The organism is Coleofasciculus sp. FACHB-1120 (genome assembly GCF_014698845.1).
GTDB lineage: Bacteria > Cyanobacteriota > Cyanobacteriia > Cyanobacteriales > FACHB-T130 > FACHB-T130.
The window spans coordinates 369,303-386,201 of record NZ_JACJTV010000002.1 but is presented as its reverse complement, the minus strand read 5'-3'; the positions used below and the strand labels follow the sequence as shown (position 1 = coordinate 386,201).

Here is a 16,899-nt window from a genome sequence, read left to right as displayed (position 1 = left end):
CCCCTCTGATAGACTTCTAACTGGAATCGCCAGATGAAACGACGCTAAATCAAGCAGTTGAGAGGATAATTTTTGTGGAAAACACGCTGGGATTAGAAATTATAGAGGTAGTGGAGCAGGCTGCGATCGCATCCTCCCGGTGGATGGGCAAAGGCGAAAAAAACATTGCTGACCAAGTGGCTGTGGAAGCCATGCGGGAGCGGATGAACAAAATTTATATGCGGGGTCGGATCGTCATCGGTGAAGGCGAACGCGATGATGCCCCCATGTTGTATATCGGAGAAGAAGTTGGTATCTGTACCCGCGAAGATGCCAAAACTTACTGCAACCCAGATGAATTAATTGAGATTGATATTGCCGTTGACCCTTGCGAAGGCACCAACCTCGTTGCCTACGGTCAAAATGGTTCAATGGCAGTTCTGGCAATTGCTGAGAAAGGCGGTTTATTTGCCGCTCCTGACTTCTACATGAAAAAGCTGGCAGCGCCCCCAGTAGCACGCGGTCATGTTGACATTAACAAGTCCGCTACCCAAAACCTGAAAATTCTCGCCGAGTGCCTAAGTCGCTCGATTGAGGAACTGGTAGTCGTGGTGATGGATCGCCCCCGTCACAAAGAGCTGATTCAAGAAATCCGGCAAGCCGGTGCCAGAGTGCGACTGATCAGCGATGGTGACGTTTCTGCTGCCATCTCCTGCGCCTTTTCTGGTACCAATATTCACGCTTTGATGGGAATTGGTGCTGCCCCCGAAGGTGTCATCTCAGCCGCCGCTCTGCGCTGTCTGGGTGGACACTTCCAAGGTCAGCTGATCTACGATCCAGATGTGGTGAAAACTGGATTGATTGGAGAGAGCAGAGAGAGCAATATCGCACGGCTTAATAGCATGGGCATCACAGACCCAGACAAAGTTTACGGTGCTGAGGAACTCGCCTCTGGTAAGACGGTTCTGTTCGCAGCTTGTGGCATCACCCCCGGAACACTGATGGAAGGCGTCCGGTTCTTCAAGGGTGGGGCACGGACTCAAAGCTTGGTTATTTCCAGCCAGTCGCAGACCGCCCGCTTTGTTGACACGATCCACATGTTTGAAGAGCCGAAGCAACTGCAATTAAGGTAGTCTGCGGATAATCGGGATATTGGGTTGCAGGTTGTCGGTTGCAGGTTGAAGGTTGTGCAAGTTCACTTTCAACCTTCTAATCTTCAACCTTCTAATCTTCAACCTTCTAATCTTCAATCTTCTAATCTTTTAACCATCAACCCAATAAGCAATTAGTAATTAGCAATTAGCAAATGAATATTGCAGTCATAGGTCTTAGCCATAAAACAGCGCCGGTTGAGATTCGGGAAAAATTAAGTATTCCAGAGCCAGCTTGTGAAGGTGCAACTCTTGACCTCCTGAGCTACCCCCACATTGCAGAAGTCGCGATTCTTAGCACCTGCAACCGCCTGGAAATTTACATCGTTGCTCATGAAACCGAACAAGGTGTTCGGGAAGTTACCCAATTTCTTTCCGAACACAGCAAGCTTCCCCTCCATCAGCTGCGACAACACTTATTTGTTTTGTTGCATGAAGATGCAGTCATGCACTTGATGCGAGTGTCAGCAGGTTTAGATAGTTTGGTACTGGGCGAAGGGCAAATCCTGGCGCAAGTGAAACATACCCACAAACTGGGACAGCAATACAAGGGCATCGGTAGCATCCTGAATCGTTTGTTCAAGCAAGCGCTGACGGCTGGGAAGCGAGTCCGGACGGAAACCAGTATCGGGACGGGTGCTGTCTCCATCAGTTCAGCGGCGGTAGAGTTAGCCCAGATTAAAGCCCAGAACTTGGCAGCTTGTCGAGTGACGATTTTGGGCGCTGGGAAAATGTCCCGGCTGTTAGTGCAACATTTACTGGCAAAAGGAGCGGTTCACATCTCGGTGCTGAACCGCTCTATGCAGCGGGCGCAGGAATTGGCGAATCAGTTCCCAGAGGCGCAGTTGCAACTGTATCCGCTGTCGGAAATGATGTCAGAGATTGCTAGCTCAGACTTGGTGTTTACCAGTACTTCTTCCACAGAACCCCTGTTAAATCGGTCGAAGCTGGAAATTCACCTAGAAGCGCACCGAGGTTTGATGATCTTTGACATTTCCGTGCCACGTAACGTGGATGGAGATGTTAACGATCTCGACAATGTGCAGGCGTTTAATGTCGATGACTTAAAGGCAGTGGTGGCTCAGAATCACGAAAGCCGCCGCAAGATGGCAATGGAAGCTCAGGGGCTGCTAGAAGAAGAGGTGGAAGCCTTTGATGTCTGGTGGCGATCGCTTGAAACCGTTCCTACCATCAGCTGCCTGCGCGATAAAATGGAAACAATTCGCACTCAAGAGTTAGAAAAAGCTTTGTCTCGCTTGGGTACGGAATTTGCCGAAAGACATCAAGAAGTTATCGAAGCACTCACGCGCGGAATTGTTAACAAAATTCTGCACGATCCGATGGTACAACTGCGATCGCAACAAGATATCGAAGCCAGACGCAAAGCGATGCAGGCACTCCAAACCCTGTTTAACCTGGATATAGGCGAACAATTTAGCTAATCGTTCCGAGTTCATCGTTCAGGGTTCATGGCAACTTCTATGAACAACGAACAAGGAACAACGAACAAGGAATAATGAATCGAATTTTTCCAGGAATTGTACTGCTACTAGGAATGTGGCTAGCCTTCGATCTAGTCGCCTACCTAGTAGCAGATGTTTTTTGGTTTCAGGAAGTCGGATATCTCCCGGCGTTTTTTCTCAGGTTAAGCACTCAGGCGGCGTTGGGGACGATCGCATTTATCGTCACCGCTGGCTTTTTACTGGGTAATCTATATCTTGCCCATCGTCTTAAGTATTCTCAAGAGATTCCCCCAACAGGGTTTAAAAAGGGAGAGGTTGATTCTCCCTTTTTTCTCGCGAAGCAGCACGTTAGCGCGGGAGTTAGGGGGGAGCAAGTTTTAAGTGAAGAGGATCGAAGAGAATCCTTTTCTTCGATCCGTCCTCAGTCTTCAGCACTAAAATTGCGATCGCTTTTGCCTTTGCTAGGGGTACTCAGTTTAGCGATTGGGTTGATGCTGCTGCACTATGGTCAAATAGCCGCGAGTTATTGGCATTCTAAGGCCGGGTTGCCAAGCGTATCTCCTCTGTTGCCGGTTTGGTTTCAGCCTGAATTGATCTGGCAGATGGGTAGAAAGATGCTCTCTAGCATCTGGCAGGTTGTCGTGGTGTTGGTATCAGCGGCGCTGGTGTTGATTTATCCGCAGTTTTTGTTAACTGCGATCGCGCTTGTCCTCAGTTTATTCTTTGGACTGGTGCTATCAAGCCACTGGGCGAGAATTTTACAGTATTTCCATCCCACCAGTTTTAACAGTGTTGACCCCTTATTTGGGCGAGATATCAGTTCTTATGTCTTTCAGTTGCCTGTTTGGGAATTACTAGAATTTTGGTTTTTCGGGCTATTTTTGTATGGTTTTGTCGCAGTCACTCTAATATATGTGCTGTCCGGAGATAGTTTTAGTGAGGGAAGATTTCTAGGGTTTTCCAAATCGCAGATTCGCCATTTGTGCGGACTTGGCGGGTTCCTCTGTACTGCTCTCGCTCTCGGTTATTGGTTATTGCGCTATCAATTGCTGTATTCCACCACCGGCGTTACCTATGGTGCCAGTTATACCGATGTCAGCGTGCGATTGCCACTTTATACCGGATTGAGCTTTTTCTCACTAGCGATGGCGCTGTTCCTGTTCTGGCAGACAATTCAATTAAAAATTAAAGCTTTTAAATTAAAAATTGTTTTGTTGGGATTTTTAATTTTTAATTTTTCATTTCTAATTGTCTTACCCGCCGCAGTTCAACGCCTTATCGTTCAGCCTAACGAACTCCAACGAGAAAGACCTTTTATACAACGCAGCATTGCTTTTACACGTCAGGCATTCGATTTAGAGGATATTGAAGTCCAAACCTTTAATCCCACAGGTCAACTCACCGCAGATGACTTGCAGAATAACGACCTAACGATTGATAATATTCGCCTTTGGGATACGCGACCACTTTTACAAACTAACCGCCAGTTACAGCAAATCAGACTTTATTACCAGTTCCCCGATGCTGATATCGATAGATATACGTTGAAAACTGAGGAGGTTGCACAAAAAACGCCCGCAACGTCAAGACAACAGGTACTCATCGCTGCGCGGGAATTAGACTATAGTTCGGTTCCCCAACAGGCGCAGACTTGGGTGAACGAACACCTAGTCTACACTCATGGTTACGGTTTTACTCTTTCTCCAGTCAATACAGTCGGTCAAGGTGGACTACCAGACTATTTTGTCAGAGATATTGGTACGGAAGGGGGTGAAGCAGGCACTTTAAAGACATCTAGCGAAGCAATTCGAGCGAGTATTCCGATTGAAACGCCTCGGATTTACTACGGTGAAATCAGCAACACCTATGTGATGACATCAACAAGAGCGAGAGAGTTAGATTTTCCGAGTGGCGACGAGAATGTTTACAATACTTATGATGGTCGCGGCGGTATTTCTATCGGTGCTTGGTGGCGGCGGTTGTTGTTTTCCGAGTATTTAAAAGACTGGCAAATGTTGCTAACGCGGGACTTTACGCCAAAAACTAAGTTGTTGTTTCGCCGCAATATTAATCAGAGAATTCGAGCGATCGCGCCTTTTTTGCGATACGATAGCGAACCTTATTTGGTCGCGGCGAATGCTGGCGACAACGAGACTCAAAGTTACTTGTACTGGATTGTCGATGCTTATACAACCAGCGATCGCTATCCCTACTCTGACCCAGGCAAGTATGACTTTAACTATATGCGGAATTCTGTTAAAGTCGTCATCGATGCTTACAACGGTTCTGCTAACTTCTACATCGCCGATCCGAACGACCCAATTATTCATAGCTGGAGTGACATCTTTCCGGGACTCTTCAAACCCTTAAACGAGATGCCAGCTACCTTACGCAGTCATATTCGTTATCCGATGGACTTTTTCACCACCCAATCGGAACGATTACTAACCTACCATATGACAGATCAGCAGGTGTTCTACAACCGCGAAGATCAGTGGCGCATTCCGATGGAAATTTATGCCGCTGAACAGCAAGCAGTAGAACCCTACTTTCTAATTATGAGGCTGCCAACAGCCCAAGAAGAAGAATTTATCTTGCTGTTGCCCTTCACTCCGATACAACGCAATAACTTAATTGCTTGGTTAGCAGCACGTTCCGATGGAGAAAACTACGGTAAGCTGTTACTTTATCAATTTCCTAAGCAACAATTAATCTACGGAACCGAGCAGATTGAAGCGTTGATTAACCAAGATCCGGTTATTTCTCAACAGATTTCTCTGTGGAATCGTCAAGGTTCAAGAGCAATTCAAGGGAATTTATTGGTAATTCCGATTGAACAATCGCTTCTCTACGTCGAACCTCTTTATCTAGAAGCTGAACAAAATAGTCTGCCAACATTAGTGAGAGTGATTGTTGCCTACGAAAACCGTATCGTTATGGCAGAAACTCTAGAAGAAGCACTTCAGGCAATCTTCCAACCCGAAGAATCAGCTACCCCAGCAATTATCCGTCCAGTCGAACCCTCCGTTGCTCCTTGAATAGGCTAATAAAAGAAATTTAACGGTTTGTAGAAAAGTTTCTGGTTCAGGGTTGATGGCGGCCCTAAGAACAATCAATGATGAATGAATGGCACTGGCTTAGGAGCCTGAAAATAAATTTTACAGCGAGAATCTATATCAATTTAAAGCTTACTGGTTAAGCTTTGAACTCATTGCAACGGATTGTGAGCTTTTAGCCTAAATTTTAGTTTAGGGCTTCAGTCACTGCTATTCAACTCTGAATAGATGGGTAAGTTATCTAGAGAAAATAAATCGGTAGAACCGATGAAATTACCGAAGCCGAAAACAGGTCCGGGATGTAATACTGGCTAAAACAGGTTGTATTGAGAACCGGCGAAAATTTGCAGAACAAAGGATTTACCACAGCATCAGTTTGCTAGTTCTCAAACAGAAATAGTTCGACATAGAAATTTAAAAAGTAAATTAAAAGAAAGTATCCGACTGCGATGAATTCTCCTAAATCTCAATCGCGATCGCTCTCATTGTCAAGCGCTGAAAATAAATTGACATAAAAACACGAATAAACCTGATGACCTCAACACCATTGCCGACAACAATCGGCTCGGCTCCTCCAAATCGGCTCTCAGCTTCGCGCTTACCCCGCAGTCTTAGCTCTCTGGAAACGTGGGGCTTTGGTGTAACGGCTCATATCTCTTGGCCTGCCATTGCCCCCGCACTGCACATTGCTCTCGGTACGGGGGCTATTTTTGTCTGGTTGCCAGGAACGATCCTTGGCATCTTGCTAAACCTACAAGTAAAACGCTTAGGCAGGCATTTTCCTGACGTAGCGGGAGGTACGCCCAACTATACCACCCGGTTGCTAAAGCACTATCCGGGGCTAGCCCGTTACGCGGCAGTTGGTTACTTCTTCAGCTGGGTCTCGACGCTGGCGATTAACGTGGTTGTCCTTACCGAACTAATTAAGGTAAACCTGGAGCCTTTAGGAATTGACTGTCCCGATACTCTGGTGAAAATTGGCTTTACGCTAATTACTTTTATTTTGGCGTTTAGCGGCACCCGCGCTTTAAGTATCCTGCACTTATTTTTTGTCATCCCGGCAATTGGGCTTTTACTCGCTTTTTGTCTATTTGGCATCGGCTGGTTAGCCATTTCCCCAGCGAGTCCTGGCTTTTTCCCCACCAGTTGGTCGCCTCCCTCTTTTGCGGATTGGGCGAAGTGGTTATTCTTCGTCACCTACACGACCTACGCTTGTGAATCTGCGTCTGCATTTGTTGCCGATAGCCGCCGCCCTAATGAAACATTGCGGTTTCTAACTATCTCCTCTTGGATTATGCCGCCCATCTTTCTGGGGGGTTCCTGGGTACTGATGCGCTTAGCCACCGATCCAGGTCTAGGTGGTGATACTTTCTTAAATTTGTTAGCGGTTTCCACGCCGTTTTGGGGACAGTCGGCAGCTATCATCGTTACCTTTTTTCTTGCCGCTGGGTCGCTTCTCTCGTGCGCGACGGTGGTTTCCAACTGTCCCCGGATGCTGTACCAACTTGCTGTAGACGGACATTTATCTCCTGTCTTCGCTGTAGTGTCCCGACGGGGTGTATTCGGTCCCGCTTTGGTGCTGACGTTGTTACTCAGTTTCATCTGTCTAGCTTGGGGAGATGTTCCCCAGATTGCGGTGGTGAGTAACACCGGCTGGTTTGTCTCGATCATGTCGGTGCATTTAGCACTGTGGCTGCGCCGAAAGAGACCAGAGGTATTTCTGCCTTGGTGGTCGGGGGTCTTGTTTTTGCTGGAAGTCGTTGTCTTGGTGGTAGGGGGTCTGGCTTGGGGTTGGAGGGACTTTCTGATTGGGTTGCTATTTCCCATAGGGATTTTGGCAGCAGATCGGGTGATGCGCCGCATCCCTTTAGCACCCTTTCATCCGGCTTGGTGGATTCAGCATTACCGAGGGCGAGCGCAAACTAAAATATCCGATTTTGTGGCGTTTCAGGTAGTCATCCTGATCTTACTGATCTGTAGCGCTGCTACGATTAGCTGGATGTTTAGAGCCAGAATTGGGACGATAGACCTGGGTCAGAATGGCAACAATCTCTATGTGGTGATGCTGCTGATCACTGCCTTTGTTGGAGTAGCGATCGCTTGCTGGACAAGTTTGCCCCAAGTGACGGCAATCGTCGAAGCCAGAGAACAGTCTGAGCATTTGTTCAACATTGCCATTGATGGGATTCTTGTCGTCGATGAAAACGGCGTCATTCGTCAAGCCAACCCAGCCGCCGAACAACTATTAACCGCGATCGCTCCTAATCTCCTGGGATGTCGTCTCAACCAGATATTTCCCGCCTTGGTAGGTCAGCCAAATGATTGGTCGAGTCGGAGCGAACACACCTTAAAAACGCCCGAACATCCCACCATTGTTGAGGCAGCCGTCTCCAACCGTTACAATCAAGACTTCCAAGAATATGTGGTACTGGTGCGCGATATTACCGAGCGCCAGCAAGCTGAGGAAGCGGTGCGGAATTACAGCCACACTTTGGAACAAAAAGTTGAGGAACGTACCAGCGAACTCGCTCGCGCTAACGCCGAGATTCTTGCCCTCAACGAGCGTCTTCAAGCTGACAATATCCGTATGAGCGCTGAGCTAGCAGTGACACGCCGACTGCAACAGATGCTACTGCCCAAACAGCAAGAGCTTGAATCAATTGCCGGATTGGAGATTGCTAGCTTCATGGAACCCGCTGAAGAGGTAGGCGGTGACTACTACGATGTACTCCATTACGAGGATAAAGTCAAAATCGGGATCGGCGATGTCACCGGACACGGACTCGAAAGCGGCGTTTTAACCATCATGGTGCAGACAGCAGTCCGAACGCTACTGGAAAACAACGAAACCGACCCCAAAAAATTCTTGGACGTACTCAACCGAACCATTTATCACAATGTACAGCGGATGAGTTCCGATAAAAATCTTAGCCTTTCCTTATTGGACTACCAAGGGGGAACGCTGCGCCTGACCGGGCAACACGAAGAAATGATTATTGTGCGTTCCGGTGGTCAGGTGGAACGGATTGACACGGTTGATTTAGGCTTCCCGATTGGGCTAGAAGCAGATATTACTAGTTTCGTCGCTCATATTCAGTTGCAATTGTACTCAGGGGACATAGTGGTGCTGTACACCGATGGCATCACTGAAGCCGAAGATAGATTCAGGGTGCAATATGGATTAGAGCGGCTGTGTGAGATAGTCAGTCGCAACTGCCTACACACGGCTGGAGAAATTAAACAAGTTGTAATTGAGGATCTGCGACGGCATATCGGTGAGCAAAAAATTTACGATGACATCACTTTGCTCGTTCTTAAACAGAAATAAGCTGAGTTTGGTTGATATCATTTCTATTTTTTAGGCAATTCTTGCGCTCTCCAGCTCAGTAAGGTGGGGGTTTAGCGGTGTTATCTGTTGCAGATGCAAAACAGCAAAATTGCCTTGAGATCAAAGACTGTAATCTGCGCTGCCTGTCAAAAACCTGCACTTTATCTTTCGTAGGTTTGCTCCTGTGAAACTAAATTGAGAGATATAGAATTTAAAGGAGCTTGCAGATAAAGGTTCTGTACAGTTTGTTACAAAAGCCCTTGAGAAAGGGAATATTTAAATAGTGATACAAAACTCTAAAAATATCCCTGGCGAGGGAAAGCCATTTTCTGGCAAAGATAAAAACCTATGGCAACCGAGGAAGAAAAATCATTAACAGAGCAGCTTTTCTTGAGGATAGAAAGCTTGTCCCAAGAAGTAGAAAACTTGAAAAGAGAAAAGGCTGACTTGGAAATCTTGCTGGAGAATACTACAGAACACTCGGATACGGTTGCAGCACATTTGTATGACAAAGCAGTAGAGGCGGGCAAGCAAAGCGATCGCAGGCTGGCGCAATTTCTGGAAGCCTTGCCAGTGGGCGTCTTCGTGGTTGATGCTAGCGGTAAACCTTACTACACTAATCAGACAGCACAGCAAATCCTTGGGCAAGGCATTATGTCAGAAGCCACTGTTGAGGAATTGCCAGAGAGTTACCAACTTTATCTCGCAGGCACAGAGCAATTGTACCCCAGCGATCGCTTGCCGATTGTGCGGGCATTGAGAGGCGAAAAAGTAGCCGTTGACAATTCGGAGATCCACCAAATAGACAAAATGATTCCCATCGAGGTATGGGCGTCCCCCATTTTTGACGATCGGGGCAATGTTGCTTATGCGATCGCCGCCTTTCAAGACACTACCGAGCGCAAGCGATCCGCAGAAGCGTTGCAACAAGCGGAAGCGAGGTATCGCAGTATCTTTGAAAATGCCATTGAGGGGATTTTCCAGATTACCTGGGACGGGCACTACATTTGTGTCAATCCTGCATTGGCACAAATCTATGGCTACGAGTCTCCTGAGGAGATGATGAATCGCATCCCAGAAATCAAACCTCAAGTTTATGTTGACCCGAAATGCCGCGAGAACCTCATCTATTTGTTAACCGAACAGGGTGAAGTTAAGGGATTCGAGTATCAAATTTATCGGCAAGATGGCAGCATCATCTGGGTTTCGGAGAATACTCGTGCGATTTGTGATGCCAACGGCACCTTACTCTACTACGAGGGAACCACCATTGATATCACGGAGCGCAAGCAGATTGAGCAATCTCTCAGGGCAAGCGAAGTGCGAGAACGAGAAAAAGCTCAACAACTAGCGCGATCGCTGCACGACTTGCAGCAAGCTCAAGTTCAATTAGTACAAAGTGAAAAAATGTCTTCTCTTGGGCAATTGGTCGCAGGAATTGCCCACGAAATCAATAACCCAGTTAACTTTCTATCTGGCAATCTCACTTATGTCTATGACTACACCTGCGATTTGCTGAAGCTGTTAAAACTTTACCAAAAGCATTATTCAAATCCAGCACCGGAAATTCAATCAGAGGTACAAGCGATTGATATTGACTTCCTAGCAGAAGACCTACCTAAGATACTTTCTTCTCTGAAAATTGGAATAGACCGTATCAATCAAATTAGCGTGTCTCTGCGAACCTTCTCTCGTGCCGATACATCCAGAAAGACACTTTTTAATATTCATGATGGGATTGATAGCACTCTACTAATTTTGAAGCATCGCTTGAATTCAAACGGAAATCGTCCAGGAATTACATTAATTAAAGAATATGAAAATATCCCGCTTGTTGAGTGTTATGCCGGGCAACTTAATCAAGTGTTCATGAATCTCATTGCCAATGCCATTGATGCGCTAGAAGAAGCAATAGCTTCTGGAATTTTCAGTAAAAATCAAGAACTTGTGCCTACTATTCGGATTAGCACGGAAATAAAGCAGAATAATCCAAGGATGAAAAATAAAAATGAATCGGTTGGCTCTTCATTCTTTGGGCTTAATTTTTCTCATATTTTAATTCGGATTGCAGATAATGGACTTGGGATTTCAGAAGATGCAAAGCAACAGTTGTTTAAACCTTTGTTTACAACCAAGCAAGTCGGCAAAGGCACCGGATTGGGTCTATCAATCAGTCATCAAATTGTAGTAGAAAAACATGGGGGACAGCTTGGATGTATCTCTGAACCAGGACAAGGAACAGAATTCTACATTGAGATTCCGATTGGCTGTACAGGGGCAAATTTATAAACCAATACTCTACAAGTACAACAAATTATTTTTCTGATGTTCAAACAAAATTTTGTAATTAGTAATGAGTGTTAAGTCAGAAGAAATTATTTATCGCAATTCTCGTTTAGATGCAGTAAGGTTTAATCTCACCCTTACTCCTTCCCGACAAGCGGGAATAGATTCAATGTTCTCCCTCTCATTTTTTCGGTGAGATAGTGTAGAACGGGAGGTTATACAGTGTATTGCGCGCTCAGAGAGAACCGCTACAATTCAAAATCAAAAACTCAAAAACATTACCAATTACAAATTATCAATTGCTGAAGAATAAAATTGATATGATGCAAATATTTGGAGACTTTAGAAACGAGTTACCGAGCAGTCAGGAAGGCTTAACAATTGTATTTTCGCCTACCTCAATTCCGCTCAAACAGCGCTGGCGCAACAATGGTTTGTCGGCTGATTTTATGGCTGACTATTTTGCAACTTTTTTTCCTGGTAATAAGAATACGACCGAAACCGATCCAAAGGCGGAGATTAAAAGTGCTGTTAGTTTTATCGCCAATGAGTTGCTAGAGAATGCAATGAAATTTAATGATGATACGTCGCTGCAACCGATCAGCATTCGGCTGCAAATGCATAGCGATCGCCTTGTATTTCTCGCCACTAACAATATCAATCCAGGCGCGATCGCTAAGTTTCAGACATTTATCACCGAGTTAACCACCAGCGATCCTAGCGAGTTGTATCTTCGTCAGCTAGAAAAAAATGCAGAAGACGAGAGCGAGAGTGAATCTGGGTTAGGTTTTTTGACAATGATGAACGATTATCAGGCTAAGCTAGGCTGGAAGTTTGAGACTATCCAAAAAGAGCCAGAAGCGGAAGCGATCGCCGTGACCACAATGGTGCAGTTGGCAGCATAGCTTACCTAGTCGCTCAGAATATGCAAGGAGTTGATGCGTAATGGAAATTAAGACCGAAGATTACAGCATTTGGTACGACTCAGTTACTGAAACAGCGAACTTCCAGGGTTCCCTCCGCCTGAGTGGAATGGAGGAATATGCACCAATCGTGAAGTTACTCAATGATTTAGTTGACTCAGAACCACCAACCATTACCCTGAACTTGCGGGAATTAGAATTTCTCAATAGTTCGGGAATTAATGTTCTGTCGAAATTTGTCATCAATGTGCGTCAAAAAGAAAAAATTCAGATGATTGTACAAGGCTCTAAGAACATTCCCTGGCAAAGTAAGTCCTTGAAGAATTTGCAGCGGCTCATGCCTTCCTTGCATCTGGAATTTGAATAAGAAATCCTACAACAATAGGGTAATAGCCTTTAAAACTAGATAAGTTAATTTTCCTCAAAGTGCAAATCCTAAGACGATGCAGGAAGAACAACCCTCAAGGGAACAGCTGCTTTTAGAAATCGCAAGTCTGCGTCGGGAACTAGAAGACTTGAAAAACAAAAAGGCTGACTTGGAAATCTTGTTGGAGATGACGACAGAACACTCCGATACGGTTGAAGCTCAGCTGCATCAGTCGAATCAACAACTACAAGCCGAAATTGCCGAACGCCAGCGTACTGAAGAAGCTCTACAAGCTAGTCAAGACACGCTCCAATCGCTTTTGACGATTCTTACTCGAGATAAGAGCGATTTGGAAATTTTGCTAGAGACGACGACGGAACACTCCGATACGGTGGAAGCTGAGTTGCATAACAAGGCAGAGGAGGCAGTGCGTGCCAGCGAGAGAAGATTGGCTCAATTTCTAGAAGCCGTGCCGGTAGGCGTGTTCGTGATTGATGCGAGCGGAAAATCCTACTACGCAAATCATACGGCACAGCGGATACTCGGCAAGGGGATTGCCCCGGAAGACACCGCGGCTCAACTTCCAGAACGTTACCAGGCTTATGTAGCAGGGACACATCAGTTGTACCCGACTGCTCAACAACCGCTCATGCTGGCGTTGAGCGGCTGTTGCTCGACTGTTGATGATATGGAGGTTCACCAAGCAGACAAGATTATCCCAATAGAGGTGTGGGCAACGCCAATTTTTGATGAAAAGGGTGAAATTGTGTACGCGATCGCTGCCTTTCAAGATATTACTCAACGCAAACAGGCAGAAGCAGACCGAATAAAATTGATTAATCAACTTTCTCAACTAAACATCGCCTACGAACGGTTTGTACCCCGTGAATTTCTTCAGTTTTTAAAGAAGGAAACGATTGTCGATGTTACCTTAGGCGACCAAGTACAGCAGGAAATGTCGGTGTTATTTGCCGATATTCGAGACTTTACGGCGCTTTCGGAAAAGATGACACCGTCAGACAATTTTAAATTTATTAATGCCTTTTTGAGCCGCATGGAGCCTGCGATTACCGATAATCATGGCTTTATTGATAAATATATCGGTGATGGGATTATGGCACTGTTTAGCGGCGGTGCAGATGATGCGATTAAAGCAGCGATTGCCATGCTCCATAATCTTGCCGAATATAATCAGCATCGCGTCCAAGCTGGTTATTTCCCAATTCAGATTGGGATTGGTATCAATACAGGCTCTTTGATGTTGGGTACGGTGGGAGGAAAAACCCGGATGCAGGGCACTGTTATCAGCGATGCCGTAAATTTAGCTGCCCGAATTGAAGGATTGACGAAAGAGTATGGAGTATCTTTATTAATCAGTCACCAGACTTTTTTACAGTTACAGAACTCATCTGATTATTTCATCCGCATTATCGACCGGGTGAAAATTAAAGGGAAATCCGAAGAGGTGACTGTTTATGAAGTATTTGACGGAGATGTAGGGGAATTAAAAGATGCTAAATTGAGCGCGAAAACAATCTTTGAAAAAGCTTTGTTACTCTACAAAAACCAAAAATTTAGTGATGCCGCACAACTCTTTCAAGATTGTCTTTACTATAACCCGATGGATAAAGTTGCTAAAATATATTTAGAACGATGTCAATTTTCATCTCCTACTTTCAGCCTAAGTGGTGATTAATTGAAGCAAAAATCTAAAATTGAAAAATCCAATTCCTTTCAACCTTGTGTTTGTCCTTAACATGACATCGGCGATGATTAAGGATAATTTATCGAAAATTCCTATTATGGCTCAAATGATTGAACAAGGCTGCTTAAATTTCTGCGTATCCCTATAGATTAGCTGAAATTTCTACAGAAAGATTACAGCCTTCAACGATTATCTTTTACAAGATTTTATCCAAGAATTGCTTAGCGCGATCGCAGTCTGGATTTGTAAAGAACTTACTAGGCGGTGAATCTTCAGCCAGTTTTCCGCCATCAAGAAACAAAATGCGGTCGGCGACTTCTCGCGCGAACCCCATTTCATGGGTGACAATTGCCATTGTGATACCAGTTTTTGTGAGGTCTTTCATCACCTCCAGCACCTCTTTCACCATTTCCGGGTCAAGTGCGGAGGTCGGTTCGTCAAACAACATGATATCTGGCTTCATTGCCAAGGAACGCGCGATCGCTACCCGTTGCTTTTGTCCCCCTGACAGCTTAGAAGGATAAACATCAGCCTTTTCTGATAAACCTACTTTATTCAGCAGTTCCATTCCTTCTCGCCGCGCCTCCTCTGAAGAAATGCCCTTCACCTTTTTAGGCGCATACGTCACATTAGAAAGGACAGTTTTATGAGGAAATAGATGGAAATGTTGAAACACCATTCCAACATTCTGGCGAACCTTCATAATGTCGGTTTTCCGCGAGGTGATGTCTGCCCCCTGAATATAAATCTTACCCGAAGTGGGCACTTCCAGTAAATTCATGCACCTCAAGAAAGTGGACTTTCCAGAACCCGAAGGGCCAATTACCGCTACAACTTCCCCATGTCCAATCTCAGTCGAAATTCCTTGCAAAACCTTGAGGTTACCAAAAGATTTATGCAAATTTTCTACCTTAACTGCTGCGTTGTAATCTTCGTTCGAGTACATAACCCCCCCATGTTAAACTCATGACCATTAAATAGTAAATCGCGCCTGCAAATAGCAGAGGTTCAAAGTAGATATATTGTTCTGCGCCCACGATTTGGGCACGACGTAACAAATCCGTTACGCCAATTGTAGAGACTAATGCTGAATCTTTCAGTAGTGCAATACTCTCATTCACCAATGCTGGCAAAATGTTTTTTATCGCCTGTGGCAAGATAATATCCAGCATCATCGGTCTGTAGGGAACTCCCAAGGACAAAGCAGCTTCCTGTTGCCCTTTATCAACTGCAAGAATACCGCCGCGGATTGTCTCAGAAATGTAAGCACCTGAGTTGAGAGTAAAGGTAATGACACCGGCTAATAATGCCGGAATATTGTAGCCAATCAATTGAGGGGTTGCGTAATAAACTAAAGCGATTTGCAATAGTAACGGTGTGCCTCGGAAGATAGAGGTGTAGGCTGTTGCAAACCAAACCAGCGGCTTGAAGGTGGAAATCTTAAATAAAGAGAGGATCGTCCCCCAAATGAAGCCCAAAATTGCTGAAATAGCAGTAAATTGGAGAGTCACTAATATTCCTTTTAGAATAAAAGGAATCCGAGGCGTTATCTTAGCAAAAGATAAGCTGGAACTGCTGGCGGGAGTTTCAGCTTTTCCGTTGGCGGAAGTTTCAGCTTTTCCGTTATTTTCAAACCACTTTGTCACTAAACTTTCTATTTGCCCGTTCTGTTTCATTTCTGCCAGAACGCGGTTGAAGTCATTGACAAGAGGCGAACCTTTGGCGAAAGCGATCGCACTCCCTGCTTCCCCGGTATTGGGAACCGTATTAAATTCCAAATCTGGGTTATTGGCAATAAAACCTTTGGCGATAGTATCTTCGATGATTGCAGCGTCGATACGATTTGATTTAACTTCTTGGATAATCTCACCAGTCTTATTAAGGGCTACCAGATTTGTGCCCTTTATTTCTTTAGCAGCTTTTTCTTGAGTTGAACCCAACTGAACGCCGACTTTTTTTCCCGCTAAACTTTCAGGGGTGGTTAGGTTACTACCCTTTCTAGCAACAATTGTGTTTTTAGCTTCATAGTAAATATCGGAAAAATCAACATTTTTTCTCCGTTCTGCTGTCGGTGTCATCCCAGCCATCGCAAAGTCAGCCCGACCGGATTGCACAGCCGGAATTATGCCACTAAAATCTGTATCTTTAATCTCAAGTTGAAACCCTAGCTCTTTGGCAATATAGTTGGCAATGTCTACGTCAAAACCTACAATATCAGCGCTACCGCTAGCCGTATCTCGAAATTCATAAGGTGGATAGTCTGCTGACGTGACCATCACAAATTTTTTACCTTGATATGGGGGCGATTGGGCTAAGACGCGATCGCTTCTCCAACCTCCAAAAAGCAAACTTATCGACAACGCAATAGAAAAGAGGATGGCGAAGAGCCATTTCCCTTTTGGCATGGCTAGTAATTCCTTAATCGTTTTGATTATTAATATTTAACTCTTTAACGATAGGATGATTCCTACTATCTTAAGGATGAGATTCTGCTTGCATGAAGTTACATTTTTATAATAGATATAGTTATAAAAAACATGGGTTTGTTGACCTTGCCCGAACTCCTCTCCACTTCTGGCTAATCCTCTCCGTATAAAAGAGGAAAAAGTAAGATTTTTTTTTACAGGAGAGGGTCTTTCAT

10 protein-coding genes are annotated in these 16,899 nt (G+C 45.0%); 8 read left to right on the top strand and 2 right to left on the bottom strand.

Going from position 1 to position 16,899, the window contains the following annotated elements; translation table 11 throughout:
• Positions 1 to 74 precede the first annotated feature (74 nt).
• The 8 genes from glpX to H6H02_RS03745 all read left to right on the top strand — a co-directional run bounded on the left by glpX (position 75) and on the right by H6H02_RS03745 (position 14,249).
• The gene (glpX, locus tag H6H02_RS03780) at positions 75 to 1,112 is read left to right on the top strand and encodes a class II fructose-bisphosphatase (protein ID WP_190814772.1); all 1,038 of its coding nucleotides are present in this window, start codon (positions 75 to 77) and stop codon (positions 1,110 to 1,112) included.
• A 173-nt stretch (positions 1,113 to 1,285) separates the two neighbouring features.
• The gene (locus H6H02_RS03775) at positions 1,286 to 2,572 is read left to right on the top strand and encodes a glutamyl-tRNA reductase (protein ID WP_190814770.1); all 1,287 of its coding nucleotides are present in this window, start codon (positions 1,286 to 1,288) and stop codon (positions 2,570 to 2,572) included.
• A 74-nt stretch (positions 2,573 to 2,646) separates the two neighbouring features.
• Positions 2,647 to 5,631, top strand: coding sequence for a UPF0182 family protein (locus H6H02_RS03770; RefSeq protein ID WP_190814768.1), 2,985 nt, complete (start codon positions 2,647 to 2,649; stop codon positions 5,629 to 5,631).
• A gap of 550 nt (positions 5,632 to 6,181) precedes the next feature.
• Entirely contained in the window at positions 6,182 to 8,977 is a 2,796-nt protein-coding gene (locus tag H6H02_RS27845) for a SpoIIE family protein phosphatase (protein WP_190814766.1), read from the top strand.
• 348 nt (positions 8,978 to 9,325) lie between these two features.
• Complete coding sequence (locus H6H02_RS03760) at positions 9,326 to 11,266, top strand: PAS domain S-box protein (RefSeq protein WP_190814764.1); 1,941 nt, start codon at positions 9,326 to 9,328, stop codon at positions 11,264 to 11,266.
• A gap of 317 nt (positions 11,267 to 11,583) precedes the next feature.
• Complete coding sequence (locus H6H02_RS03755; protein WP_190814762.1) at positions 11,584 to 12,168, top strand: DUF6272 family protein; 585 nt, start codon at positions 11,584 to 11,586, stop codon at positions 12,166 to 12,168.
• 40 nt (positions 12,169 to 12,208) lie between these two features.
• Positions 12,209 to 12,553: a hypothetical protein gene (locus H6H02_RS03750; RefSeq protein WP_190814760.1), complete on the top strand. Its 345-nt coding sequence runs from the start codon at positions 12,209 to 12,211 to the stop codon at positions 12,551 to 12,553.
• A 76-nt stretch (positions 12,554 to 12,629) separates the two neighbouring features.
• A complete protein-coding gene (locus H6H02_RS03745) occupies positions 12,630 to 14,249 on the top strand; it encodes an adenylate/guanylate cyclase domain-containing protein (protein ID WP_190814758.1) in 1,620 nt (539 codons plus the stop codon).
• 205 nt (positions 14,250 to 14,454) lie between these two features.
• On the opposite strand, the gene H6H02_RS03740 is transcribed toward H6H02_RS03745, so the two are convergent.
• Positions 14,455 to 15,204, bottom strand: coding sequence for an amino acid ABC transporter ATP-binding protein (locus H6H02_RS03740; protein ID WP_190814756.1), 750 nt, complete (start codon positions 15,202 to 15,204; stop codon positions 14,455 to 14,457).
• Complete coding sequence (locus H6H02_RS03735) at positions 15,170 to 16,663, bottom strand: ABC transporter substrate-binding protein/permease (RefSeq protein ID WP_190814754.1); 1,494 nt, start codon at positions 16,661 to 16,663, stop codon at positions 15,170 to 15,172. The genes H6H02_RS03740 and H6H02_RS03735 overlap by 35 nt, the downstream gene beginning before the upstream one ends.
• Between the last annotated feature and the right edge of the window lie 236 nt (positions 16,664 to 16,899).